Origin of the sequence: Nocardia exalbida NBRC 100660 (assembly GCF_000308575.1) — a bacterium.
Classification (GTDB): Bacteria; Actinomycetota; Actinomycetes; order Mycobacteriales; family Mycobacteriaceae; genus Nocardia; species Nocardia exalbida.
In genome coordinates, this window is record NZ_BAFZ01000163.1 from 40,203 (window position 1) to 61,803 (window position 21,601).

The following is a 21,601-nucleotide window of genomic DNA, read 5'->3' on the forward strand; positions in this document are numbered from 1 at the left end:
GGGCCGTCGGGTCTGGCGCGAGCCCGGGCTGTTCGGACCGAATCGGTTTGCTGGGCAATGTCTCTGCGCAACAGCGACGGCGGCCCGCTCAGATCGTGAGGGCCGCGTAGACGAGGTTGTGGTCGGATACCCCGCCGACGTCGTCGACCGCCGCCGCCGTGACGGTCGCGCCGTGCACCACCACGTGGTCGATGTACTGCGACTTCGGGCCCGAATCGCGCGGGCGGGTGGGGATGGCGTCCGCGGCGTATTCGGCGACGACGAAGGCGTCACCCAACCCGGCGGCGACGGAGGCGCGGTCGATGTTGAAGTCACCCAGCACCACCGCGGCGTTCGGCGATGCGTCGGTGGCGAGTTCGGCCAGACGGGTGAGCTGGTCGGTGCGCCGCCGGTCACCGGTCACGTGGGTGGCGATCACGGTCAGGCCGCCCGCGTCGACGACGAGAGCGCCTTTACCGCGGTCCTGGGCAAAGGATTCGGCGGTGACCTCACGGCTCGGCTCGGCGGTGAGCACGACCAGATATTCGCCGCCGTCGAGCAGGGAGCTGGGGACGCGCCGCGGGGTCGGCAACCGCTGATACCGCATCGCGTGGATCGTCCGGCCCGGCAGCGCCATTCGCAGGCCGGCCAACTGATCGCCGCTGACCTCCTGTAACGCGATAATCCGTTCGGTGCGTTCGGCCACCCGCGCGGTCACCGCGGCGATCCGCGCCCCCTCGTCCGGCCATCGGGTAGCGACGTCCTCGTACCAGTTCTCGGCGTGCACGCGATGCAGAACATTCCAAGTGGCCACCGTGATCACCTTCGCGATGGTATGCGACCCGGGTGGAACGGGTTACGGCGCGGGCTGCGCCGCCCTCGGCGCGCTCAGCCCGCGCCCCGGATGTCGATGCCCTGCTGGAGCGAGGCCACCGCGCGATCGAGGATGCGGTGCAGGGCCGGAATCGAATGGTCCGCGCCCATCATCCAGTGGTCGAGGCCGACGCCGAAGGCCGCGAAACAGGCCGCGGCCGTGAGCTGCGGCCGCAGATCGCCGGCGGGGAGCCCGGCTCGGGCGGCGAAGTTCAGCGCCATCGCGCGCTGGCGTCCGAGGGCGCCGATGAAGTTCTCCCGGCGCAATTCGGGGTTGCCGACCAGCAGCTGCCTGGCCCGGCGCGCCGTGTCCGCTTGGCGGTGGCGTGCCGGGGCGTCCTGCTCATCGAGCAAGAAGTCGCGCAATGCCGCGCGCAGCGCGGTCAGCACCGATTCGCTCACCGGGCGCCGGTCGACGGCGGCGAGCAGTTGCGCCATCAGGTCTTCCTCGTGGCTGAAGACCACCGCGAGCTTCGAGGGGAAATGGCGATGGAAGGTGCGCCGCGAGACCTGCGCGGCGTCGGCGATCTGCTGCACGGTGGTCTGCTCGAACCCGTGCAGTTCGAACAGCCGCAGCGCCGCCTCGACCAACTCCCGGCGCACTCGCGTCTTCTCGCGTTCGCGTGGACCGTTCACGCCCGTCATGTCCGCAGCTCTCTTCGCGATGTCCCGACGTTGATGTCTCAGAGTGACACTTTAGCCGATTGTCGGGTTAGAGTGTCTCATCGAGACACCACGCCGACGATCGAGAGGTGACGCCCATGTCGGTGCGACGTGCGGGAATTACCGTGGCCATGGCGGCGCTGCTGTGCGCGGGGGCCCAGATGGGTCCGGCGGTGGCCGATCCTGCGGGGCCGGGGTCGGCGCCGGGCACGGTCGCCACCGATGCGGCGATGCCCGAACCGCTCTGGATCGAGGGCGCGGGCGCGGCCCATCGCCTGACGTACTGGACCCGGACCTCCGACGACCGGCCCGCGCTGTCCAGCGGTGCCGTCTTCGTGCCCGCGGGCACGCCGCCGAGCGGTGGCTGGCCGGTGCTGTCCTGGGAACACGGAACCGTCGGCCTCGCCGACGAATGCGCGCCTTCCACCGCGGGTCGCAGCAAACGTGACCTCGACTACCTGGCGACCTGGATGCGCCAGGGTTACGCCGTCGTCGCGACCGACTACATCGGTCTGGGCACCCCGGGACCGCACGCGTACCTGGACGGACGTGCCGAGGCGCACGCGGCGATCGACATGGTGCGTGCGGCTCGCGCGGCCGACGATTCGCTGTCGTCGAAATGGGTGGCGATCGGGCAGTCGCAAGGCGGCGGCGCCGCGGTGTTCACCGCGTCACTGGCCACGGAATACGCACCCGACCTCGACTATCGCGGCGCCGTCGCCACCGGCCCGGCCTCCAATATCGTCGAGGCCGCTTCCTTCCTCGGACCAGGTGTGCCCGCGATCGGCAACGCGCACCTCACCGCCTACATCGCGTACGTGATGAACGGATTGAAGGCGGCGCGACCAGGCTTCGATCTGGACAGCTATCTCAGCCCGGTCGGCAGGCAATTGGCGACCGCCGCGGAGTCGCTGTGCTTCCAGCCGCTCGCCGATCGCGCGCAGGGAATCTCGGTCGACCAGTTGTTCTCCCGCCCGCTCGCCGACGGCGATTTCGTCGCCACGGCGCGGCCGGTCATGGACGTCCCGCTGACGGGATACGACCGGCCGCTGTTCATCGGGCAGGGCACCAACGACACCGACGTCCCCGCCCCGTTGACCGCGAAGCTGGTCATCGATCTGGAATCGCACGGTGTCCGGCCCGACGTCCACGTGTACGCGGGGAAGGATCACAGCGCCACGATGGCCGCTTCGTTGCCGCACAGCATTCCGTTCGTCGCGCGCCTGTTCGCCTGAGCCGGGGCGCTCAGGCGTGCGCGGCCGCGGGCTCGAGTTCGGCGGTGTCCAGCGGCGGCTCGGTGGGCTTGCGGACCGGAATGGCCAGCGCGACCAGTGCGGCGAGCACGGAGACTCCGCACCCGATCAGCAGCCCGGTGCGGAAACCGGCCTCGGTGGGGATGGTGTGTCCACCGAGACGGGTGCTCATCTGCGCGAGGACGACTCCGACGACCGCCGCGGACACCGTGGTCCCGATCGAGCGCATCAAAGTGTTGAAGCTGTTGGCCGACGCGGTTTCCGACAGCGGGACCGCGCCCATGATGAGCGCGGGCATGGAGCCGTAGGCGAGGCCGACGCCACCGCTGCACACGCACGTCACGACGAGCAGACCCCAGGTCGATCCCAGCAGTAGGACCGATGAGCCGTACCCGAGGGCGATGACGATGCTGCCCACGATGAGCGTCACCTTCGGGCCGCGCGCGGCCGAAAGCCGGGCGCCCAGCGGGGAAACCGCCATCATCACCAGACCGGCGGGGGCCATCCACAATCCCATCGCCAGCATGGACTGCCCGAGGCCGTAACCGGTGACCACCGGCAGTTGCAGCAGCTGCGGGATGATCAGCGACTGCGCGTACATGGCGAACCCGACCACGATCGAGGCGGCGTTGGTCAGCAGCACCTGCTTGCGCGCGGTCACTCGCAGATCCACCAGCGGGTCGGCGGTTCGCAGTTCCCACCAGCCCCAGACCGCCAGGACCAGGATCGCGGTCGCGAACAGGCCGAGGGTGGTTCCGCTCGTCCAGCCCCAGTCGGCGCCCTTGGACACCGCGAGCAACAGGCACACCAGCGCGGTGCCCAAGCCGAGCGCGCCGAGTACGTCGAACCCGCCGCCTCCGCGCGCCGGGATGGGGGGCACCAGCAGCCAGATCAGCGTGGCCACGCCGGCGCTGAGCACGGCCGAGCCCCAGAACAGCACGCGCCAGCTGGCGTTCTCGGCGACCGCGGCGGCGATCGGAAGCCCCAGCGCGCCACCGATCCCCATCGAGGCGCTCATCACCGCGATGGACGTGCCGAGCCGCTCGGTGGGCAGGAGGTCCCGCAGCGCGCTGATGCCCAGTGGCACGACGCCCATGCCGATGCCCTGCAGGCCGCGTCCGGCGATCATCGGTACGACCGAACTCGCCAGCGCGCAGACCAGCGATCCGCCGATGAGCGGCACCGTGCACGCGAGCAGCATGCGCCGCTTGCCGTAGAGATCGCCGAGGCGGCCGGTGATCGGCGTGGCCACCGCACCGGCGAGCAGTGTCGCCGTGATGACCCAGGAGGCGTTGGACGGCGTGGCGTCCAGGAGCCGGGGGAGGTCCCCGATGAGGGGCACCACCAAGGTCTGCATCAGGGCGGCGACGATGCCCGCCGCCGCGAGTACACCGACTATGCCCTCGGACCGAACTTCCGATGGTGCTGCCACGCGGATCTCCACTCTCTCTTGGACTCGTGTGTACAGTACATATTCATTGCATTATGCACAAGGATTGCATTATGCAAATACGCTGGTCCGGGTAGGCGGGTGTGGTATACGTGCGGAGATGAGCCCGTAGCGGCGGATATCGGCAGGAGCGTTGTGTGGACAAGCCTGTATCTTCGGTGGAGTTCGAAACCATGCTGCTGGGGCGGCACAGCCTCAGCGCCAAGGCCCGCCGGGGCAGCGGCCACCTCGACCGCAGCGCCTACACGGTGCTGAGCAGGCTGCGAGTGCAGGGCCCGATGTCCGTGGGCGAACTCAGCGACGCCTTCGGTCTGGACACCTCCACGCTGCACCGCCAGACGACCGCCATGCGCGAAGCCGGTCTCGTCGAACGCATTCCGGATCCGGGCGGCGGCATGGCGCGCAAGTTCCGCCTCACCGCCGAGGGCGGGCGCCGGCTCGATGCCGAACGCGCCTACAACGTCCGCGCTCTCGAAAGCGTGCTGTCGGACTGGACCGCCGAGGACGTCGCAGCGTTCGCCGGATTCCTGAAGCGGTTCAACACCGACATCGAACGCATCGACAAGCGTCCATGGCCCCGGCCGTGAACGCGTGCCGCACCGCCCGCCCACGCACACGAAATCTCCACAAATGACGCCGGTTCTCTCCACAACCGGTGGTTAGGGTTCGGTGCATGGAACACAGCGCACCGGCGCACCCCGCACGGCGGATCCTGGTCGTGGACGACGAGATGACCATCGCCGCATCCGTCGCGGCACGCCTGCGGGCGGAGGGGTTCACCGTCGAGCTGGCCCACGACGGCCCTTCTGCCGTCGCCGCCGCCGAGGCCGTCGACCCGGACCTGGTGGTGCTCGACGTCATGCTGCCGGGATTCGACGGGCTGGAGGTGTGCCGTCGCATTCAGGCGCGTCGCGCGGTGCCCGTGCTCATGCTGACCGCGCGCGCCGATGAAACCGACCAGCTAGTCGGCTTGGGTGTCGGCGCGGACGACTATCTGACGAAGCCGTTTTCGCTGCGCGTGCTCGCCGCCCGGGTGCACGCGCTGTTGCGCCGGATGGACCGGGCGGCCGACCGCGACGGTGCGACGATCCTGGTCGGTGACCTCCGCATCGATGTCGACCAGCGCCGGGTCTGGCGTGCGGAGGTGGAGGCGTTGCTCACGCCGCTGGAATTCGATCTGCTCGCCCGGCTGGCCCGGCGCCCGCGCATGGTGCTCGCGCGGGAGCGACTGCTCGAAGACGTCTGGGACTGGTCCGACGCGGCGGGCACCCGCGCGGTCGACAGCCATATCAAGGCGTTGCGCCGCAAACTCGGCGCCGACCTGATCCGCACTGTGCGCGGCGTCGGATACGCCCTGGAAGCCCGATGAGCGCCGGTCCCGAGAACGCGCCGCGGGCACGGAAGACGATGTCCGGCACCGTTTCCGGCGAGTGGCGCAGGCTCGGCGACGGGGTGGCCGAGCTGCTGCCGCGGCCGCTGGACCCGGTGAAGTCGATCAAGCTGAAGCTCGCGATCCTCATGCTGTGCTCCGGCGGTGTCGCGTTCGGGTTCTTCCGATTCAAGATCGGGTGGCTGCCGCCGCGCACCACGCTCACCGCGGTGGTGATCGCGTTGATCACCTCGCAGTTTCTCGCCCACGGCATCACCAGGCCGCTGCGGGAGATGACCGCGGCGGCGAAGCGGATGGCCCACGGCGACTACACCTTGCGGGTACGGGCGAGTTCGCGCGACGAAGTCGGGCAACTCGCCGAGGCGTTCAACCAGATGGCCGCCGACCTGGCGGCGGCCGACCGGCAACGCCGCGATCTGATCGCGAACGTGTCGCACGAATTGCGCACTCCGATCACGGCGTTGCACGCGGTGCTGGAGAACCTGGTGGACGGCGTCTCCCAACCCGACCCGGCGACCCTGCGCACCGCGCTGGCCCAGACCGAACGGCTGACGCTGCTCGTCTCGGAATTGCTCGACCTCTCCAGCATCGAAGCGGGCGCCTTCCCGCTCGATCGTGAGGATCTGCCGATCGCGCCGCTGCTGGCCGACGTCATCGCCGAAGCGGAGGTCATGACCGCCGCGCTCGGACGCGGCGTGCGCTTCCGCACCGACGTGCTGCCCGGCGCCGCCCGCGTGTACGCCGACCGTGCCCGCCTGCATCAGGTGCTGCTCAACCTGCTCGACAACGCCGCCAGGCATGGGCCCGCGGGTGGGGAAGTGCGCCTGGCCGTGCGCGCATCGCAAGGCGAGATCGTGATCGACGTCGAGGACGACGGCCCCGGCATTCCGCTCGCCGAACGCGCCCAGGTGTTCGACCGGTTCACCAGAGGCGGCCGCACCGCGGGCGGAGGCACCGGACTTGGCCTGGCCATCTCCCGGTGGGTGGTCGACCTGCACGGCGGCACCATCGCGGTCGCCGATCCCGGCTCCCGCATCCGGGTGGTTCTGCCCGGACGCTGATCTGCCACACCACCCGACCCGGACCGCAGGCGCGGACCCGGGGTGATTCCGCACGCCTATCGAAGGAACGAACCGTGCCGCCAGAACCCGAACCAGCGTCGGCGCCCGACCCGGTGTCAACCGCATCCGCGCCATCCGCAACCGATTCCAGCGCAGCCCCCGCCACGCCGGCATCGGTGTGGGCGCCGCCGGGGCACTCAGGGGTCGCGGTGGCCGAGGCGCGTCCGGAGAACGCCGGTCCGCCGGTGGCCGGGCCGATACTTCCCCCGCGTCCGTCCAAATGGCGAGGGGTCTCTTGCCCTCCCGGGGTGGCGCTCGCCGCGCTCGTCTCCGGATCGGCCGCCGCGGTTCTGATCCACTGGGACCGGCCCGGCATCGGGTGGCTCCTCGCGGCCGGTGTCGCCGCGACGGCGGTGTTCCTCGTCGACCGCAATGCCCGCAGCCGAGCGGCGAGCACGACGAGCGATGGTGCGGTCGAGGCGACGTCCGGACGACAGACGGCCCGCACCGGTTCTCCTCGGTTCAACGCGGGGCGGCTGTGGTGGGCAGCGCTCGCCCTCGCCCTGCTCGCGGTAGGTGCTGTCCGCGCCGCGGGCTGGTTGTTTGCGTTGTGCGTGGTCGCGGCTGGTGTCGCCGGTTCGCTGGCGGTCGTCGCACGCCGCTCGGCGAACGGCATCCTCTACGACACGTTCGCCGTCTGGCTCGCGGCGGCGCCCGCGGTGCCGTGGGCATACGCCGGTACCGCCCGCGTGCGTAGCGGGAACGCGCCGCGTGCGCGGCGGCTCGGGCTGTCGGTAGCGGTGACCGTCGCGCTGCTCACGGTGTTCGTTGCGCTGCTCGGCAGCGCCGACGCCATGTTCGCGGCGTTGCTCGAGACCGTGACGCCGGACGTGGACATGCCGTCGGCGGCGCGCTGGATCGCACTGTTCGCGGTGGCCGGTCTCGGCACGCTCGGCGCACTGTTCCTGCTGGCGGGCCCGCCGCCGCCCGCCACAGCGGCGGTAGCGGGGCGAACGTTGCGCCGATCGGAATGGGCGCTGCCGGTCGGTGCGCTCGCGGTCCTGTTCGCGGCGTTCGTCGCGACCCAGTTCGTGGTGCTCTTCGGTGGCGACGACTACGTCCAGGAGACGTCGGGCCTGACCTACGCCGAGTACGCGCGCACCGGTTTCTGGCAACTGTCGGCCGTCACCGTGCTGACCCTCGCGGTGCTGATGGTCGTGCTGCGCTGGGCGGCCCAGGACACTGCCGCCGACCGGTGGTGGCTGCGGGGGCTGCTGGTGGCGGTGAGTGTGCTTGCGCTGGTGATCGTCGCCTCGGCGCTCGGCCGGATGTGGACCTATCAGCAGGCCTACGGGTTCACGGTGCTGCGCCTGCTGGTGGAAGTCTGCGAACTGTGGCTCGGCCTGGTCTACGTCTTGGTGTCGGCCGCGGTCCTGCGGCTGCGCCGGGCGTGGTTGCCGCGTGCCGTGGTGGGCACCGCGATGGCGACGCTGCTGGCGCTGGCCGTCCTGGACCCGGAGCGGTTGATCGCCGAGAAGAACATCGATCGCTGGCAGCGGGGCAAAACGCTGGACACCGAATACCTGGTGACCCTCTCGCCGGACATCCTGCCCGCGACCGATCGGCTGCCCGAGCCGCTGCGCACGCAGGTGCGAACCGGCCTGCGCGCGGACCTCGACGGGGATGGCTGGCAGAGCTGGAATCTGTCCCGGGCGAGAGCGCGGTGAGCTCCCGTGCAATACACTTGTATTATCGCTGATCGTGGGTTATAACTGGCCTGAGTGGGCACTGTTGTCGCTGGTGGGGATCGACCCTCGCGAAGTGCTGCAGGTGCTCATGGGCGCCCGCCGATGGCCTCGGCGGGCGCGTGGCCGGAACGAACTCGCGGTCCTGACGGTGTGGGGCCGAACCGAAACGGGCCGGCCGCTCATCGTCGCTGTCCGCCGCACCGAAGGCTGGCAGTGGGACATCCTGGGCGCGGTCGAGATGACCGAAGCCCAGGTGGCCGAACTCGAGCGTTGGGAGCACGCCGATGACTGACTATCCGACGAACCCCGAGGACGTCCGGGACTTCCTGTCCGGTCTGGAATACAGCGACGCGCCCGTCGACCCGGCCGAGCTGCCCCCGCCGCTGCGCGCCGAGGACACGGTCACCGTCACCACGTCGCTGCGCATCCCGCTGGATCTGCACCAGCGCGTCAAGAAGGCCGCCGAGCAGCGCAACGTGACCATGTCCGCACTCATTCGCGACTGGATCGAACTGGAGCTGGCCGCGTTGGAGAACGACCAGCCCATTTCGCGCGCCGACGCCCTGCGGGCACTGGCCGCTCTGCATCCGCTGCGGCAGTCGGCTTGACCTGCCGCCGCGACGGCGTCACCGGTCGCCGCGGGTGAGAACCGAGTCGAGCCGGGCGGCGAACTCGTCGGGTGCGCTGCGGTAGCCGACGTGATCGCCCGCGAACTCGACGAGGACCAGCCCGAGTTTCTTCGCCAGCGCGGCATTCGGGAGCGCCGGGAAGGTGCCTCGCGATTCGCGCCCGACCCCGAGCACCAGGCGGTCCGCCGATGCGCGCAACGCCGCGAGATCCGGGGTGTAGCGGGGATACTGCCTCAGCTCGTGCTCCATCCAGAACACCAGGTTGCGCTGGATCCGCCGCACCATCTCGACGGCTTGCGGCGGCAGTTGCTCGCCCGGCGGAGGTGGCGCGATCCGCAGACCGACGCCCTTCGCGAACGCCGCCATGGCCGCGGCCGTGCCCTCGATCCTGCTCTGCTCGTGGATGCCGTCCAGGAAGGTCAGCCACTTCTCGGCATCGGGCAGCAGCGTGGCCAGCGGTGGTTCGTGCGCGACGAGCGTGCGCACCAGTTCCGGCCGGGCACGCAGCAATTCGAGTGCCACGATCGCGCCCGAGCTGCTGCCGAGCACGTGGGCAGGCTGGTCGGTCAGGTGGGTGAGCAGCGCCGCGGCGTCCAGGCCGTCGGTGACCACGCGATCGTCCGGCGGTCCGTCGAGGGGGCTGCGGGTGAAACCGCGCCGGTCGTAGGAGACCACTCGGTAGCGGTCGGCGAGATGTTCGGCGATGCCGTCGAAAGTTCCGGCGTCGCCGTTGCCGCCAGGGATCAGCAACAACAGCGGTCCGGCGCCGCGGACCTCGTAGTAGAGGGTGGCGCCGGGGACGGCGAGGGTGTGCTGGGACGGTACGTCCATCGGAAATGCTCCTGGAAGAAGGGACAGTTGCCGCAGTGCCTCCCGGATGACCGGCGTCTCCACCGTAACGAAACTTGCACGGCACGCAAGATTACGTGATCGGAAAGGTTTGTGTCAGACCAGATCAGGGGCCTCGGCATGCCGAAATAACTGTGGCGGCGGGTAATCGGATGGCGTAGGGGCATTGGGCCTTCGTCCGTCCGACTGCGGCGGCCCGGCGATATCAGGTCGGCTCGGCCTGCGCGATCCCGTCCAGCGCCCGGCGCACCGCATCGGCCGGATCGGCCGCGACCACCGTGGCAGCCACCGGTCGCCCCTTCGCGTCGCGAATCTCCCAACCGCCCAGGGAGACCACCGGAATCCCGCCGCGCCGCCGCGCGAGCGCGACCTCCGACAGCGTGCCCCACGAGCCGCCGATGACGATCACCGCGTCCGCCGACTCGACGAGGATCGCGTTGCGCGCCTCACCCATGTTCGTGAACAGCACCGCCGACAATCCGGGACACACCGCGCCGCGATCGGTATCCGGGCGCACGCCGATCACGAGCCCGCCGGCCTCGGCGGTGCCTGCGGCGACCGCGGCCATCACGCCGGTACCGCCACCGCACAGCACGGTCACCCCCGCCCGCGCCAAGAGCCCGCCGGCCGCGCGCGCCCACTCCGCTTCCTGCTGCGTGCACTCTCTCGGTCCGCAGACCGCGACCTGCCGCACCGGCCTCACCCCGCGGGCCGGGCGACCGGTTCCAGGCGTTCGCGCAACGCCATCGCGTCGCGGGGCGCCCGCACCTTCGCGTCGTTGTCGAAATAGGTGTAGACGTCGCACGATCCCGCCCACGAGCGGATCTTCTCCGCCCACATGTCCAAGCCCTCGTCGGTGTATCCGCTGACGTACAGCTCGTCGTGCCCGTGCAACCGGATGTAGACGAAGTCGGCGGTGACCTCTTCTAGCAGCGGATACTTGCCCGCGGCGTCGGCGACGACGAGGGCCACGTTGTGACGGGTCAGCAGATCGGTGAACGCCGGGGTCATGAAGCTGTCGTGCCGGATCTCCAGGGCATGCCGCACCGGCCGGTCGGCATCGGTGCTGGTGTGCGCGGGGTCGACGCGGTGATCGTGGCGCCGCGCGATCTCGGCGGCCTGCTCGGTGCTGCGGGGGAGCCGGGACAGGAAGCCGTCCAGCACGTCGGCGTCGAAGCGGAAGGTGGGGGGCAGCTGCCAGAGAATCGGGCCCAGTTTGGGCCCGAGCGCCAGCGGGCCGGACGCGAGGAAGTTCGCCAGCAGTTCGTCACCGTCGCGCAGCCGCTTCATGTGTGTGATGAAGCGGCTGCCCTTCACCGCGAACAGGAAGTCGTCCGGCGTCTGCTCCGCCCACCTCTGGTAACTGGACGGGCGCTGCAACGAATAGAACGAACCGTTGATCTCGACGCTGTCGAGTCGCTCCGACAGATAGGCCAATTCGCGCTTGTGCGCGAGGCCCCGAGGGTAGAACCTTCCGCGCCACGGCGGGTAGACCCAGCCCGACGTACCGATCCTGATCCGGCCCATCTCTCCATGGTGGCAAATTCACTACGCCGATGGGGTCTTCGCCGTCACTTTGCCGGCCAGCCAGGCCACCGCCAGCGCCGCCAGGAACGACAGCAGCGATGCGCTCATCCACGCCTGCCCGGTGAAGTGCACAGCCTGCCGAACGCCGTCCCAGAATCGCGTCCACGCACCGGCGTCACCCGGATTGATCAGTTGATATACGGCGAACCCGGTCAGCCAGGCGGCCACCATGCCCCAGCGTGCGGGCGCGTCCGGTGCGGTGTTCCACTCGCGGCGGGCACGCAAGAAGAAGTCGGCGACGAGCACGCCGAGCAGCGGCACGAACACCGAGCCGATCAGCCCGAGGAAGCCGAAGTAGTTCGCCATGTTCAACCGCAGAGCCAGAATCGTGATCAGGGCACCGAGGCCGATCGAGAGCACCCGGCGATCGACGCGCGGTGCGAGATTCTGGATCGAGACGGCGGTGGAATAGACATTGGCGAAGGACTGATCCGCCTCTCGCAGCACGAAAACGAAGAAGAACAGGGCACCGAGGCTCACCTGCAGGAAAGGCGCGTACGGTCCGCCTTCGCCGGTCGCGAGCGCCAGCGCGAACAGGCCGAGGACGTAGGCGATGATCTGGGTGAGCGCGTACGCCCCGCCCGCCGCGCCGAACGCCGAGCGACCGGAGCGGGCGTGCCGGGTGTAGTCGGCGGCGACCGGCACCCACGAGATGGAGACGGCCAAGGCGGCATCGGTGGCAACCCAGAAGAGGTTCCAGTCGACGCCGAACGGGCCGCCCCCGCTCGGGCCCGGGTTCGCCCGCAGATCGGGCAGACCGGCGCGCACGAACTGCGCGTAGAACCAGACAAGGGCGATCACGACGCCGGCGGTGACGAATCTGCGCAGCAACCGTACCGAGCCGAGCGGCCAGATCGTGAGTACCGTCGTCAGTACGCCCGCGGCCACCACGTAGAGCCAGTGCGGGCCGCCGCCGAACAGTTCCTCGGCCGCGTCACCGATGACGATCAGCTCGAACGTTCCCCAGCCGATCAACTGAGCGATGTTGAGCGCGGTGGGCAGATAGCTGAGCTTCGCGCCGAACAGCCCGCGCAGCAGCACCATCGCGGGTTGTCCCGTGCGCGCACCCGTCAGCGCCGCGGCGCCGAGCATCGCCGCACCGACCAGGGTGCCCAGGACGGTCGCCAGGATTCCGGCCGCGATCGAGAGCTGCGCGGCCCCCTCGGCGTTCGGCGCGAGCACCGTGTACGCCCCGGAGAAAGCGAAGAGGCTGACGCCGAGATTGGCCCAGAACGCACTCTGGTCCCAGAACGAGAGCACTTTCGGTGCGGGCTGGTCGAGGGTCAGGGGGGCTTCGTGCGCGCTCGCGCGGGTCGATGACGACATGACGGAAACGCTCTCCCTACGCCGGCATTACCCGGACAGGTTCATGCGGTCGGCGACGCGTGCGGTTCGCCCTCTCAGCCCGGCCGTACCCGAGCTCCCGCGGTGGGGTGATTCCGGCGAATAGTACACCCGCGCCAATTTTCCGTCCCGGGGGAGAAGAGCCGGGGCGGACGTTCATCCGGCCGCCCGGCGTGTCAGCCCATCAGGAACGAGGCGGCGAACCAGGCCAGCACGACCAGCACCGCACCGACGAGCGCGCCGGGGAACAACGCCCGCCCCTGCCGAGCCGCCATACCCGAGAGCAGCACCCCCACGGCGAATCCCACGATCCCGCCCCCGACCATGATCCACACGCCCGCGCTGGTGTCGACCCGGCACTCGGGCTTGGACGCGCAGATGCCCCCCGCCATCAGGAACCACGGGGCGAGGATGGTCGACATCGCGGCCAGCGTCGCGGGCAGGAACCACAACAGTGCGCTGACGACGAGATCCGCAGGGCGGGGCGGTGCGACCGCGTGGGTCTCGGGCGCGCGCGTCGGATAGCCGGAGGGGGTCGTGCCTTGGGACACCTGATTCAGGTAACCGTGCATCGTGTCTCGCTATCGCTTGTCGGTGGAGTCGACCGGGCCGATGGAAGTTATACACCAGCCGTCCGCGCGTGGAAGTGCTTGTGCTCCCGGCGATGCGAGCACGCGGCCCGCACCTCGCAGCGCACCCGACCGCTCCATCGGCCCGACCGCCTTCAGCGAATGTTCAGCATCACCAACGGGTTCGGGAGCGCGGACGAAGCCGCGCGCAGCTGCCGGTGACCGTGGCCGGTAAGGGGCGGTCACCGCGCGGACGAGTGATCGCATCGCCGCAGGCAGGCCGCCACTACCGATGCCCGGACCCTACCTACGCGACCATCCTGTGTGTCGAGCCGCTGCGCCGTCGAGAAGACGCGGCCCAGCGGTGCACCGCATGGACCGAACGACGGCGTCGCGACGATCCGCGCCGAGTTCGCTCACCCCGCGCTCGCCGAAAACGCTTCTACTGTGGGAGTCACGCGTTTGACCACGCCCCGAGATCTCGACCCGACCACCAACGAATCCGGCGCCCACCACGGTTCGCCCATCGACCACCGGATCGAGCGGATACCGCTGTATTCGCCGGATTTCGCGACCGATCCACATCGCGCCTACCGAGACATGCGGGCCCGCTACGGGTCGATGGCGCCGGTCGAGCTGGCCCCTGGCGTGCCCGCGACGTTGGTGCTCAGTTACCACACCGCCGTGCGAATCATGCACGACCCGCAGCACTTTCCCGCCGACCCGCGCGCCTGGCAGGCGAACGTCCCCGCCGACTGCCCGGTGCTGCCGGTCCTGGAGTGGCGCCCCAACGCCATGCGCAGCGTGGGCGAGGCGCACGCGCGCTACCGGCAGGTCAACACCGTGAGCATCAACGCCGTCGACCTGCACGCCTTGCACGAAACGGTGGAGCGGATCGCGGCCGGGCTGATCGACGCCTTCGGTACGGCGGGCAGCGCCGATCTGGTGTCCCAGTACGCTCTTCCGCTGGCCTTCGAGGTGATCAACGCCCTGCTGGGCTGCCCACCGGAGATCGGGCGAGAGGTCGCCGCCGCTACCGCCGCCGTGTTCGACGGGGTGGACGCCGAGGAGGGCAACCGCATGCTCGGCACCGCCCTGCTGCGGCTGATCGAACTCAAGCGCGCCGAGCCGGGCCCGGACATCACCACACGACTGCTGCGGCATCCGGCCGGCCTGGACGACGCGGAGGTGATCCACCAGCTCGTCGTGCTCTACGGCGCGGGTATCGAACCGCTGCAGAATTTGATCGTCAACACCCTGCTGCTGATTCTCACCGACGACCGGTTCGGTGGCGACGTCCTCGGCGGCAGCCTGTCCACTCGCGACGCGCTGGACGAGGTGTTGTTCACCGACCCGCCGATGGCCAATTTCTCGGTCACCTATCCGCGCCAGCCGATCCTGATCGATGATGTCTGGCTGCCCGCCCACCAACCGGTCGTCATCAGTTTCGCCGCCTGCAACAACGACCCGGCGATCGGCGGGCACAACCACAGCGGCAACCGGTCGCATCTGGCGTGGGGCGCCGGACCGCACGCCTGCCCCGCCCGCAGCCCGGCCTATCTCATCGCCCAGGATGCGGTCGACCAGCTGCTGGACGCACTGCCGGAATTGCGGCCCGCCGTGCCGGTGCGCGAATTGACGTGGCGGCCAGGGCCTTTCCACCGTGCCCTGGCCGCACTGCCGGTCGTCTTCCCGGCAACGCCGCCCCCGCGATCCTGAGATCCGGTAATCGGTCAGGACGGCACTCTCGGTGCGAGCCGGGCGAGGTTCGCCGGTCGCGCGAAGGTGTCGGCGAAAGCGTCGGCCAGCGCCGGTTCGTGCCGGGCGGCGAGCATCATCTCCTGCATGGCAGGGGGCGGATCGAGCACCGTCGCCGTCCACCGCGCGGCGGGGTGCGCCACAGCCGTCAGCCATGGCGCGGCCGCCCATTCCATCCACGTGCGGTCATAGGGACCGTCCGGGTCGTGCAGGATCGCCTCGCCGTAGCGGATCGCGCAGTGCACGGCGTTGTTGGCGCCCTGCGCGCCACCGGGATCCATCCGGCAGACGACGTCGCCTCCGCCCAGCACCGGCCGTCCCGAGGGCAGGGTGCCCACCGGACGGCGCATGACCGGGGTCACCGCCCCTACCAGCGTGGCCCCCGCGTCGGTCGGTTCGGCATGCCGGTAGCGCTCGGCGAGTTCGGCGGGCAGGTGCGCCTCCAGCAGTCGCCTGGCCTGTGCCCAGCGCTGTGCCGGCGTGCCGTGCTGGTCGAATACGTCCAGCGCGCCGCCCGGCCGCGCCTCGAAAAGCAAGATCTCGCAGCGGCGTTCCTGCCCAGGCCGTCCGGTGAGGGCGGGATAGGAGATCACCTCACCGTGCTCGGGTAGCGCGATGTAGGAGCCGAGGCCCTCCGGGTCCGGCTCGACACCGTCCAGGTACAGCACGGCGAGCCGCCGCTGCGCGGCGGCGGGCGCGGGCCACGCCGGATCGGCCTGGAAACAGTCGGCGAGTTCGCGACCGGCGCGGGTCACCACGGTCAGGGCGTAGTCGGCGGCGGCCCGGTCGAGTTCGGCCACCGAGGGCTCGGCGATGCGCAGGTCGCCGCCCGCGGCCAGGAACTCGCCGAGCCAGCGCGCGAACACCGTCCGCTGATCCACGCTCTGCGCGGGGCGGGTGAATCGTCCCGCCCAGGTCACCACCGTCGCCCGCGCGACGGCCATGGTGAACCGGATGCCTTCGATGTTCGGGGCGGTCGAGCGCCAGAAGCCGAGGCCGAGGTCCGATTCGAGGTCGAGCGTCGGCGGGAACTTGACCTGGGTGCTGGTCACCGTGCCGGTGAGCACCGCCTCGGCGTCCCGATCGGTCACCAGCGTGACGGCCCGGCCACCGCGCAGCAGACGATGGGCGAGGGGTAATCCGCATTCGCCCGCCCCGAGTACCAGTATCTGTCCCACCCTCGTGTCCTTCCGGTCGTGAACTACCGCGACAGCGCAATAGTCCGCGTATAGGTGGGCGCGGCACATCGGTAGAGACCCGCGAATCTCCGGATGCGGCCGGACTACGCTGCACTGTTGTGTCGGTAGGACGTGCGTCGAGTCCGGGTTTCCCACCCGTGGCCGCCAGTGATTTCGTCGGGCGCGAACGGGAGCTGGAGAGGATCGGGATGGCGCTGCTGGGCGGGACCCGCCTGGTCACGCTGATCGGCGCGGGCGGCATCGGCAAAACACGGCTGGCGACCGAAGCGGTGCACCGGTTCCACAAGGCGCGCCGCGTGCCGGTGCACTGGGTGCGCCTGGCGCTGCTCTCGCGTAACGCCGACGCGGCGGCGGTCGAGGAACAGGTCGCGCGCTCGCTGATGGACGCCGACTTCTCCGGACGATCGGCGTGGGAGGCGGTGCTGGACACGCTGCGCCGCCGCGACGCGGTCGGGCGCACCCTGCAGACGATCCTGGTGATGGACAATTGCGAACACGTCCTGGACGGCGCGGGCCGGGTGATCGCCGACCTGCTGGAGGCGGCGCCGGGCCTCACGGTGCTGGCCACCAGCCGCGAGGCGATCGGCTGGGTCGACGAGCAGTTGGTGCCGGTGCCCGCGTTGTCGCGGGAACAGGCGCTGGCTCTGTTCCGGGCCCGCGCCGGCCTGACCGGGCACGCCGTCGCCGACGACGAGACCGAATTGGCGGTGGCGATCTGCCGTCACGTGCACAACCATCCGCTCTACATCCGGCTGGCCGCCGCGCGGCTGTTGCGGCAGCCGCTGCCGATGATCCTGCGTGACCTCAGCGGTGAGGCCACCGACCGGCGGCTGCGCTGGTCGCACGGTCCCCGGGTCGGTGCGGAGGCGCGTCACCAAGGCATTCGCGACGTCATCGCCTGGTCCTACGACCTGTGCGGGGACAAAGAGCGGCTGCTGTTCGACCGCCTGTCGGTGTTCGCGGCCGGGTACGACGTGGACCCCGACAACGCGGACGCGGCGGAATCGGACGTCGGCGCCGAATTGGAGGCGATCGAGGCGGTCTGCGCCGATGACGAGCCGGACGGCTTGGCCCGCGCCGAGATCGAAGGCCTGCTCGAGCGATTGGCGGACCAATCGCTGGTCTCGGTGCATCTGACCGCGACCACGGTGCGGTATTCGCTGCTGGAGAGCGTTCGCCTGTTCGCCCAGCAGCGCGCGAGCGAACGCGGTGGTGAACCGGCCCGGTTGGCGCGCGCGCACCGCCGCTACTACCGCGACAAGGTCGTCGCCGCCCGAACCGGATGGTTCGGCCCGGACGAACAGCGGCTGCTGGATTGGGCGCGGGCAGCCTGGGACAACCTGCTGTGCGCGATGGCGGGCAGCCTCGCCACCGCGGAGGAGGCCGCCGTCGGGCTGGAGATCGCCGCCGGGCTGATCGCGCTGCGCTGCCCGTTCCTCACCGGCTCGCTGCGGGAACCACGCCGCTGGGCCGAGCGCACGCTGGCCGCCAGCCGGGAACTCGACCCGCCGCCGCTGCCGCTGCAGGTCACGACGATGTCGCTGATCGCGTGGATCAGCCTGTGCCAAGGCCTGCACCACGACGCCGAACGCACGCTCGACGAGTGCGTGGCGCTGTGCGCGCCCGACGGCGCCGCCCGGGCGGGCTGGCGCGAGCAGCCCGACCTCGATCGCGGTCTGCCCGCCCCGGTCGAGTTCGCCCGAGGTGCCGAGATGATGCTGGTGGACCGCGACGTGCGCGCGATAGCGGTGCTGGCCCGCGCGCGAGAGAAGTTCTCCGTCGACGGCGACCGTGGTGGGGCCGCGATGAGCGAACTGTTCGAAGCGCTGGCCGCGGCGTTGCTCGGTACGCCCGCGCAGGCCTTGGAGATCTCCCGGCGGCACCTGGAGCACGCCGAGCGCTCCGGGGCGCGGTGGGCGACGTCCTGGGTCGGCCTGGCCCGGGCTATCGCACTGACCAAACACGGTGACCCGGAGCAAGCGCTCGCCGTGACGCACGCGTCGCTGACCACTCAGCTGGCGATGCGTGACCAATGGGGCGCGGTGTGGGCCGTCCACATCCGCGGCTGGGCACTGGCGCGCTTGATCCGCGACACCGACGGCGAACGCTCCGGCACGGTGACGGGTTGGGCGCGCGAAGTCGCGCGCCTGACCGGTGGCGGTGCCACACTGCGGGACAGGATCGGTGTGGACATCGCCAATCTCGGCCCGTTCGCCACCGAAACCGACATCGCCGCCGACACCGCTCGGGCGGTCCTGGGCGAGACCGCGTTCGCGGAGGCGGAACACGAGGGTGCGTTGCTGCGGCCGGAACTGGGCGAGGTAGCACAGCTGGCGCTGGGGAAGCTGTCGCTGGACCGGTTACCCGTCGAGCATCCGGTCCGGCGGCACCGTCCTTCGCACTGGGAGGACTTGTCCGGCGCCGAACAGGAGGTGGCCGTGCTGGCGGCGGCGGGCTGGACGAACACCGCCATCGCCGCCCGGCGCGGCAGTTCGTTCAAGACGGTCGACGCCCAGATGGCGGCGATCCTGCAAAAACTGATGATCGGCTCGCGGGAGGACATCCGCGCCCTCGTGCCCGACGACCGGCAGGCCCAGGTGACCGAGGAGGCCGCGCGCAAACCGCAGCGCGCCCGGCGCTGAGGCGAGCACCGTCGGCACTCCGTCGAGTTGTCCGGTGGCGGCGTCGGCCCCGAGGACAGGCGACAGGCCGGGCGACGTCTCTGCGGGGACGCCGCCCGGCCCGCTACCGGCCGGATTCGCCGAGGCGACCGGTGCTCACTCCGCCCGTTTGCGCGCGGTGATCTGGATGCCGGGCTCGCCCGGGATGCGGCGCACCTGGGCGTCGGTGACCGGGAGATCGGCCACCAGGTCGCGGCCGTCCTCCAGATCGAGGCCGTAGCCGGCGATGTAGGTGCGGAAGAACGGAAGGCAGGCCCGCGCCATCGGCTGCGGCAGCTTCCAGCGGTCGACGAAAGTCCGCGCGTCCTCGAAGGTGCAGCCCCGATCGGCCTCGATCACCAGCAGCAGCCCGCCGGGCCGCAGCACCCGGATCATCTCCGCGAGCCCCTTGCGCTGATCGGGCCAGTGCTTGATCGAACCGGAGCTGATCACCGCGTCGTAGGCGGCGTCGGGGAACGGCAGGTCCGTCGCCGATCCCTCTCGGAACTGGATGCGGCTGCCCAGCGCCGCGCCGCGCTTGCGAGCCCTGCGCACCTGCTGCGGGGACAGGTCGATACCGGTCAGCCGCAGCGTGGTCCCGGCGGTGGCCAGCCCGACCGCGAGTTGCCCACCGCCGCATCCCACGTCGAGAACCTGCGCGCCCTCGTCGAGCTGGGCGACGATATCGTCGAACAGGGTCGGGGTCATCTCCCGCACGGCGTCGGAGATGAAGTTGTCGTAGAACCACGAGTCGATCGGGTTGTAGCGCTTGGTCTTGTCCAGCAGGACGGTCATGGCGTGCTCCTAAACGCGGGTGGCGAACTTGATCTTGCGGCCGAGAGTGTGCGGTTGTTGCTGGGCGACGATCGTTTCCTGGACGCGCTCGCGGCTGCTGCGCACGATCTCCATCGCCTCCTTCACCGCGACGTCGATGTCCATCACGGTGGGGATGTCGAGCATCGAGACGATGGATTCCAGGCGCTGTTCCGGGGTGCCGCGTACCGTCACGACCGGCTGCCCGAGCTCGCTGATCGCGTGCAGCAGTTGCCGATCGGAGATGGCGCGGTAGCGCTCGTCGACCGGCCGGTGGCCGTCGGGGTCCATCGGCACCTCCACCGGGAGGTGGAAGAAGATGTCGTAGTTCTGCCGTGCCCGCTGCCGGGCCATATCGCCGTAGGCGTTGAGGTAGCGGCGGTAGAACGGCCGGCCGGGCAGCGTGATGGTGTTCTTGACGGCCTTGTGCCATCGGCTCGATCCGGGGTTGGGACCGGTGACCAGTCGCGTGGTGCCGTAGACCCACTCGTTGAGCACCGAGCCGTCGGCGATGAATCCGCCTTGGGCGTCGAGGATCGCCTCGGCCTGGATGCGAAGTTCCAGCCTGCGGAAGCCGAGCGCCATCAGTTCGGTGGTGCTCAAATCCTGGAACCGCATGCCCGGGTAGAGCTCGGTGACCACCTCGCGGGCGGAGGAGGCGTCCACCCGGGGGATGCCGGTCAGCAGGGACAGCGCCGTGGAGGTCGTGGTCTTTCCGGTCGAATAGGTTCCGGAGATGACGATGCGTCGATAGTTGTTTCCCGACATGAGAGTGCCTTTCCGATCGTTCGGGGATGCGCGGGTCAGGCGGGCAGCCGGTGCGCGAGGTCGTAGCGGATCTCGCAGCCCGCGAAATCCGATGCCCAGCTGGAGATGCGCCAGTCGCCGCCGCCGAAGGCGAGGACCATCGAGCGCACCATGTGCGTGGTCGCGGTGCCGGAGGTGAGTGGCGCCGGGGGAGCGGACGCGCGCGCGGTCATCCGGCGCATCCACAGCGTTTCGCTGTCTTTGCGGGCGATGTTGTCCAGCTCGTAGAGCACGACCTGGGACAGTTGCGCCAGGATCACCGTCGCGTCGACCAGCGTCACCGAAGGCTGGTAGGCGTCGGCCACGCCCTGCCAGGGGCCCGCCGAATCCGGTTCCGCCAGAGCGAAATCGGCGTGCGCGCGGCTGCCGCCGTCGGAGACGACGACGTTGCGCAGATACTGCCCGCGGGTGTAGACCCCGCCGTGGAAGTATCCCCGCCCGGTCTCGTGCACGGTGCGCCGTGTGGCCTGCGGCGGTCGCGGCGGCGCGGGCAGCTCCACGGTGGCCTCGAGGCTCATGCCGCCGCCCAGCGCTCCGGTGATGCTGATCGTGTTTCCTTCCACCGCGACGACCGTCGCGCTGATCGGGAACTCCTCCAGCGATTCCGTCGCGATGGTTCCGCTGCTGAATTGGACGTACGGCACCCAGCACGACCGGATGTCGCTGTCGGTGAGCCCGTAGCACTCGCGCAGGATCACCTCGAGCAGCCGGTAGCCGAAGATCGAGCAGTCGATGCTGCTGACGTGCGGCACCAGCACCCGGGTGCTCTTACGCGACCAGTCCAGCGGATAGTGCACGCCGGCCGTGGCTGTCAGCCGCGGACGGTCCTGCGCGTCGCGGTCGAGGACGATGTCGAAGATGCGGTGCGTGATCCGCTTGTACCCCTCGCCGAAGAACCGCCCGTCCCGGTGGCCCAGCACGGTGTCGATATCGGCGTAGGCGATCAGCTCGGTGGACATGTGGGTTCCT

Annotated in this window: 21 protein-coding genes and 1 riboswitch; of the genes, 9 read left to right on the top strand and 12 right to left on the bottom strand. The window is 70.2% G+C overall.

Features of this window, described 5'->3' with window-relative positions:
• Window positions 1-88 precede the first annotated feature (88 nt).
• Both ON29_RS32050 and ON29_RS32055 read right to left on the bottom strand, forming a co-directional pair.
• Window positions 89-793, bottom strand: coding sequence for an endonuclease/exonuclease/phosphatase family protein (locus tag ON29_RS32050; protein ID WP_245549286.1), 705 nt, complete (start codon window positions 791-793; stop codon window positions 89-91).
• 74 nt (window positions 794-867) lie between these two features.
• Entirely contained in the window at window positions 868-1,497 is a 630-nt protein-coding gene (locus ON29_RS32055; protein WP_051175843.1) for a TetR/AcrR family transcriptional regulator, read from the bottom strand.
• Window positions 1,498-1,613: 116 nt separating this feature from the next.
• Here ON29_RS32055 and ON29_RS32060 point away from each other — a divergent pair, with 116 nt between their 5' ends.
• Complete coding sequence (locus ON29_RS32060) at window positions 1,614-2,750, top strand: lipase family protein (protein WP_040871960.1); 1,137 nt, start codon at window positions 1,614-1,616, stop codon at window positions 2,748-2,750.
• Between the two features lie 10 nt (window positions 2,751-2,760).
• Here ON29_RS32060 and ON29_RS32065 read toward each other — a convergent pair whose 3' ends face one another.
• Entirely contained in the window at window positions 2,761-4,125 is a 1,365-nt protein-coding gene (locus tag ON29_RS32065) for an MFS transporter (protein ID WP_373283950.1), read from the bottom strand.
• Between the two features lie 230 nt (window positions 4,126-4,355).
• Between ON29_RS32065 and ON29_RS32070 the strand changes: the two genes are divergently transcribed.
• The 6 genes from ON29_RS32070 to ON29_RS32095 all read left to right on the top strand — a co-directional run bounded on the left by ON29_RS32070 (window position 4,356) and on the right by ON29_RS32095 (window position 9,025).
• Window positions 4,356-4,805, top strand: coding sequence for a MarR family winged helix-turn-helix transcriptional regulator (locus ON29_RS32070; protein ID WP_040871961.1), 450 nt, complete (start codon window positions 4,356-4,358; stop codon window positions 4,803-4,805).
• 86 nt (window positions 4,806-4,891) lie between these two features.
• Complete coding sequence (locus tag ON29_RS32075; RefSeq protein WP_063825394.1) at window positions 4,892-5,587, top strand: response regulator; 696 nt, start codon at window positions 4,892-4,894, stop codon at window positions 5,585-5,587.
• 38 nt (window positions 5,588-5,625) lie between these two features.
• Window positions 5,626-6,669: a HAMP domain-containing sensor histidine kinase gene (locus tag ON29_RS32080; RefSeq protein WP_051175850.1), complete on the top strand. Its 1,044-nt coding sequence runs from the start codon at window positions 5,626-5,628 to the stop codon at window positions 6,667-6,669.
• A gap of 308 nt (window positions 6,670-6,977) precedes the next feature.
• A complete protein-coding gene (locus ON29_RS32085; protein ID WP_245549288.1) occupies window positions 6,978-8,396 on the top strand; it encodes a DUF4153 domain-containing protein in 1,419 nt (472 codons plus the stop codon).
• A gap of 34 nt (window positions 8,397-8,430) precedes the next feature.
• Window positions 8,431-8,709: a hypothetical protein gene (locus tag ON29_RS32090; RefSeq protein WP_040871963.1), complete on the top strand. Its 279-nt coding sequence runs from the start codon at window positions 8,431-8,433 to the stop codon at window positions 8,707-8,709.
• Window positions 8,702-9,025: a ribbon-helix-helix domain-containing protein gene (locus ON29_RS32095; RefSeq protein WP_051175844.1), complete on the top strand. Its 324-nt coding sequence runs from the start codon at window positions 8,702-8,704 to the stop codon at window positions 9,023-9,025. Before ON29_RS32090 ends, ON29_RS32095 begins: the two co-directional genes overlap by 8 nt.
• 18 nt (window positions 9,026-9,043) lie before the next feature.
• Here ON29_RS32095 and ON29_RS32100 read toward each other — a convergent pair whose 3' ends face one another.
• The 5 genes from ON29_RS32100 to ON29_RS32120 all read right to left on the bottom strand — a co-directional run bounded on the left by ON29_RS32100 (window position 9,044) and on the right by ON29_RS32120 (window position 13,398).
• A complete protein-coding gene (locus ON29_RS32100) occupies window positions 9,044-9,877 on the bottom strand; it encodes an alpha/beta fold hydrolase (RefSeq protein WP_040871999.1) in 834 nt (277 codons plus the stop codon).
• Window positions 9,878-10,100: 223 nt separating this feature from the next.
• Window positions 10,101-10,589 (bottom strand): SLOG cluster 4 domain-containing protein, encoded by a 489-nt coding sequence (locus tag ON29_RS32105; RefSeq protein WP_040872000.1) that lies wholly within the window; start codon window positions 10,587-10,589, stop codon window positions 10,101-10,103.
• 5 nt (window positions 10,590-10,594) lie between these two features.
• Window positions 10,595-11,422 carry a DUF72 domain-containing protein gene (locus tag ON29_RS32110; RefSeq protein WP_040871964.1) on the bottom strand — a complete coding sequence of 276 codons (828 nt, stop codon included), beginning with the start codon at window positions 11,420-11,422 and terminating at the stop codon, window positions 10,595-10,597.
• Window positions 11,423-11,443: 21 nt separating this feature from the next.
• Window positions 11,444-12,808 carry a purine-cytosine permease family protein gene (locus tag ON29_RS32115; RefSeq protein WP_040871965.1) on the bottom strand — a complete coding sequence of 455 codons (1,365 nt, stop codon included), beginning with the start codon at window positions 12,806-12,808 and terminating at the stop codon, window positions 11,444-11,446.
• A riboswitch (TPP riboswitch) is annotated at window positions 12,805-12,919 on the bottom strand. (Overlaps the previous gene by 4 nt.)
• Before the next feature lie 83 nt (window positions 12,920-13,002).
• Window positions 13,003-13,398, bottom strand: a complete 396-nt coding sequence (locus tag ON29_RS32120) for a hypothetical protein (RefSeq protein WP_040871966.1) — start codon at window positions 13,396-13,398, stop codon at window positions 13,003-13,005.
• 459 nt (window positions 13,399-13,857) lie between these two features.
• On the opposite strand from ON29_RS32120, the gene ON29_RS32125 reads away from it, so the two are divergent.
• Complete coding sequence (locus tag ON29_RS32125; protein ID WP_040872001.1) at window positions 13,858-15,114, top strand: cytochrome P450; 1,257 nt, start codon at window positions 13,858-13,860, stop codon at window positions 15,112-15,114.
• Window positions 15,115-15,128: 14 nt separating this feature from the next.
• Here the strand turns inward: ON29_RS32125 and ON29_RS32130 are convergent, their stop codons facing one another.
• Window positions 15,129-16,331, bottom strand: coding sequence for a styrene monooxygenase/indole monooxygenase family protein (locus tag ON29_RS32130; RefSeq protein ID WP_040871967.1), 1,203 nt, complete (start codon window positions 16,329-16,331; stop codon window positions 15,129-15,131).
• A gap of 158 nt (window positions 16,332-16,489) precedes the next feature.
• On the opposite strand from ON29_RS32130, the gene ON29_RS32135 reads away from it, so the two are divergent.
• The gene (locus tag ON29_RS32135) at window positions 16,490-18,994 is read left to right on the top strand and encodes a helix-turn-helix transcriptional regulator (RefSeq protein ID WP_040871968.1); all 2,505 of its coding nucleotides are present in this window, start codon (window positions 16,490-16,492) and stop codon (window positions 18,992-18,994) included.
• A 135-nt stretch (window positions 18,995-19,129) separates the two neighbouring features.
• Here the strand turns inward: ON29_RS32135 and ON29_RS32140 are convergent, their stop codons facing one another.
• From ON29_RS32140 to ON29_RS32150, 3 genes are read right to left on the bottom strand one after another with little or no spacing between them, the layout of a single operon-like run.
• Window positions 19,130-19,807 (bottom strand): class I SAM-dependent methyltransferase, encoded by a 678-nt coding sequence (locus ON29_RS32140; protein WP_040871969.1) that lies wholly within the window; start codon window positions 19,805-19,807, stop codon window positions 19,130-19,132.
• A gap of 9 nt (window positions 19,808-19,816) precedes the next feature.
• On the bottom strand, window positions 19,817-20,593 hold the full coding sequence (locus ON29_RS32145; protein ID WP_040871970.1) for an ATP/GTP-binding protein: 777 nt from the start codon (window positions 20,591-20,593) through the stop codon (window positions 19,817-19,819).
• A 35-nt stretch (window positions 20,594-20,628) separates the two neighbouring features.
• On the bottom strand, window positions 20,629-21,591 hold the full coding sequence (locus ON29_RS32150; protein WP_040871971.1) for an AvrD family protein: 963 nt from the start codon (window positions 21,589-21,591) through the stop codon (window positions 20,629-20,631).
• Window positions 21,592-21,601 lie beyond the last annotated feature (10 nt).

Coding starts and splice junctions, on each gene's coding strand:
- ON29_RS32060 (WP_040871960.1), top strand. CDS start 1,614: ATGTCGGTGCGACGTGCGGGAATTACCGTGGCCATGGCGGCGCTGCTG.
- ON29_RS32140 (WP_040871969.1), bottom strand. CDS start 19,807: ATGACCGTCCTGCTGGACAAGACCAAGCGCTACAACCCGATCGACTCG.
- ON29_RS32100 (WP_040871999.1), bottom strand. CDS start 9,877: ATGGACGTACCGTCCCAGCACACCCTCGCCGTCCCCGGCGCCACCCTC.
- ON29_RS32055 (WP_051175843.1), bottom strand. CDS start 1,497: ATGACGGGCGTGAACGGTCCACGCGAACGCGAGAAGACGCGAGTGCGC.
- ON29_RS32120 (WP_040871966.1), bottom strand. CDS start 13,398: ATGCACGGTTACCTGAATCAGGTGTCCCAAGGCACGACCCCCTCCGGC.
- ON29_RS32115 (WP_040871965.1), bottom strand. CDS start 12,808: ATGTCGTCATCGACCCGCGCGAGCGCGCACGAAGCCCCCCTGACCCTC.
- ON29_RS32150 (WP_040871971.1), bottom strand. CDS start 21,591: ATGTCCACCGAGCTGATCGCCTACGCCGATATCGACACCGTGCTGGGC.
- ON29_RS32065 (WP_373283950.1), bottom strand. CDS start 4,125: ATGCAGACCTTGGTGGTGCCCCTCATCGGGGACCTCCCCCGGCTCCTG.
- ON29_RS32080 (WP_051175850.1), top strand. CDS start 5,626: ATGTCCGGCACCGTTTCCGGCGAGTGGCGCAGGCTCGGCGACGGGGTG.
- ON29_RS32145 (WP_040871970.1), bottom strand. CDS start 20,593: ATGTCGGGAAACAACTATCGACGCATCGTCATCTCCGGAACCTATTCG.
- ON29_RS32075 (WP_063825394.1), top strand. CDS start 4,892: ATGGAACACAGCGCACCGGCGCACCCCGCACGGCGGATCCTGGTCGTG.
- ON29_RS32095 (WP_051175844.1), top strand. CDS start 8,702: ATGACTGACTATCCGACGAACCCCGAGGACGTCCGGGACTTCCTGTCC.
- ON29_RS32110 (WP_040871964.1), bottom strand. CDS start 11,422: ATGGGCCGGATCAGGATCGGTACGTCGGGCTGGGTCTACCCGCCGTGG.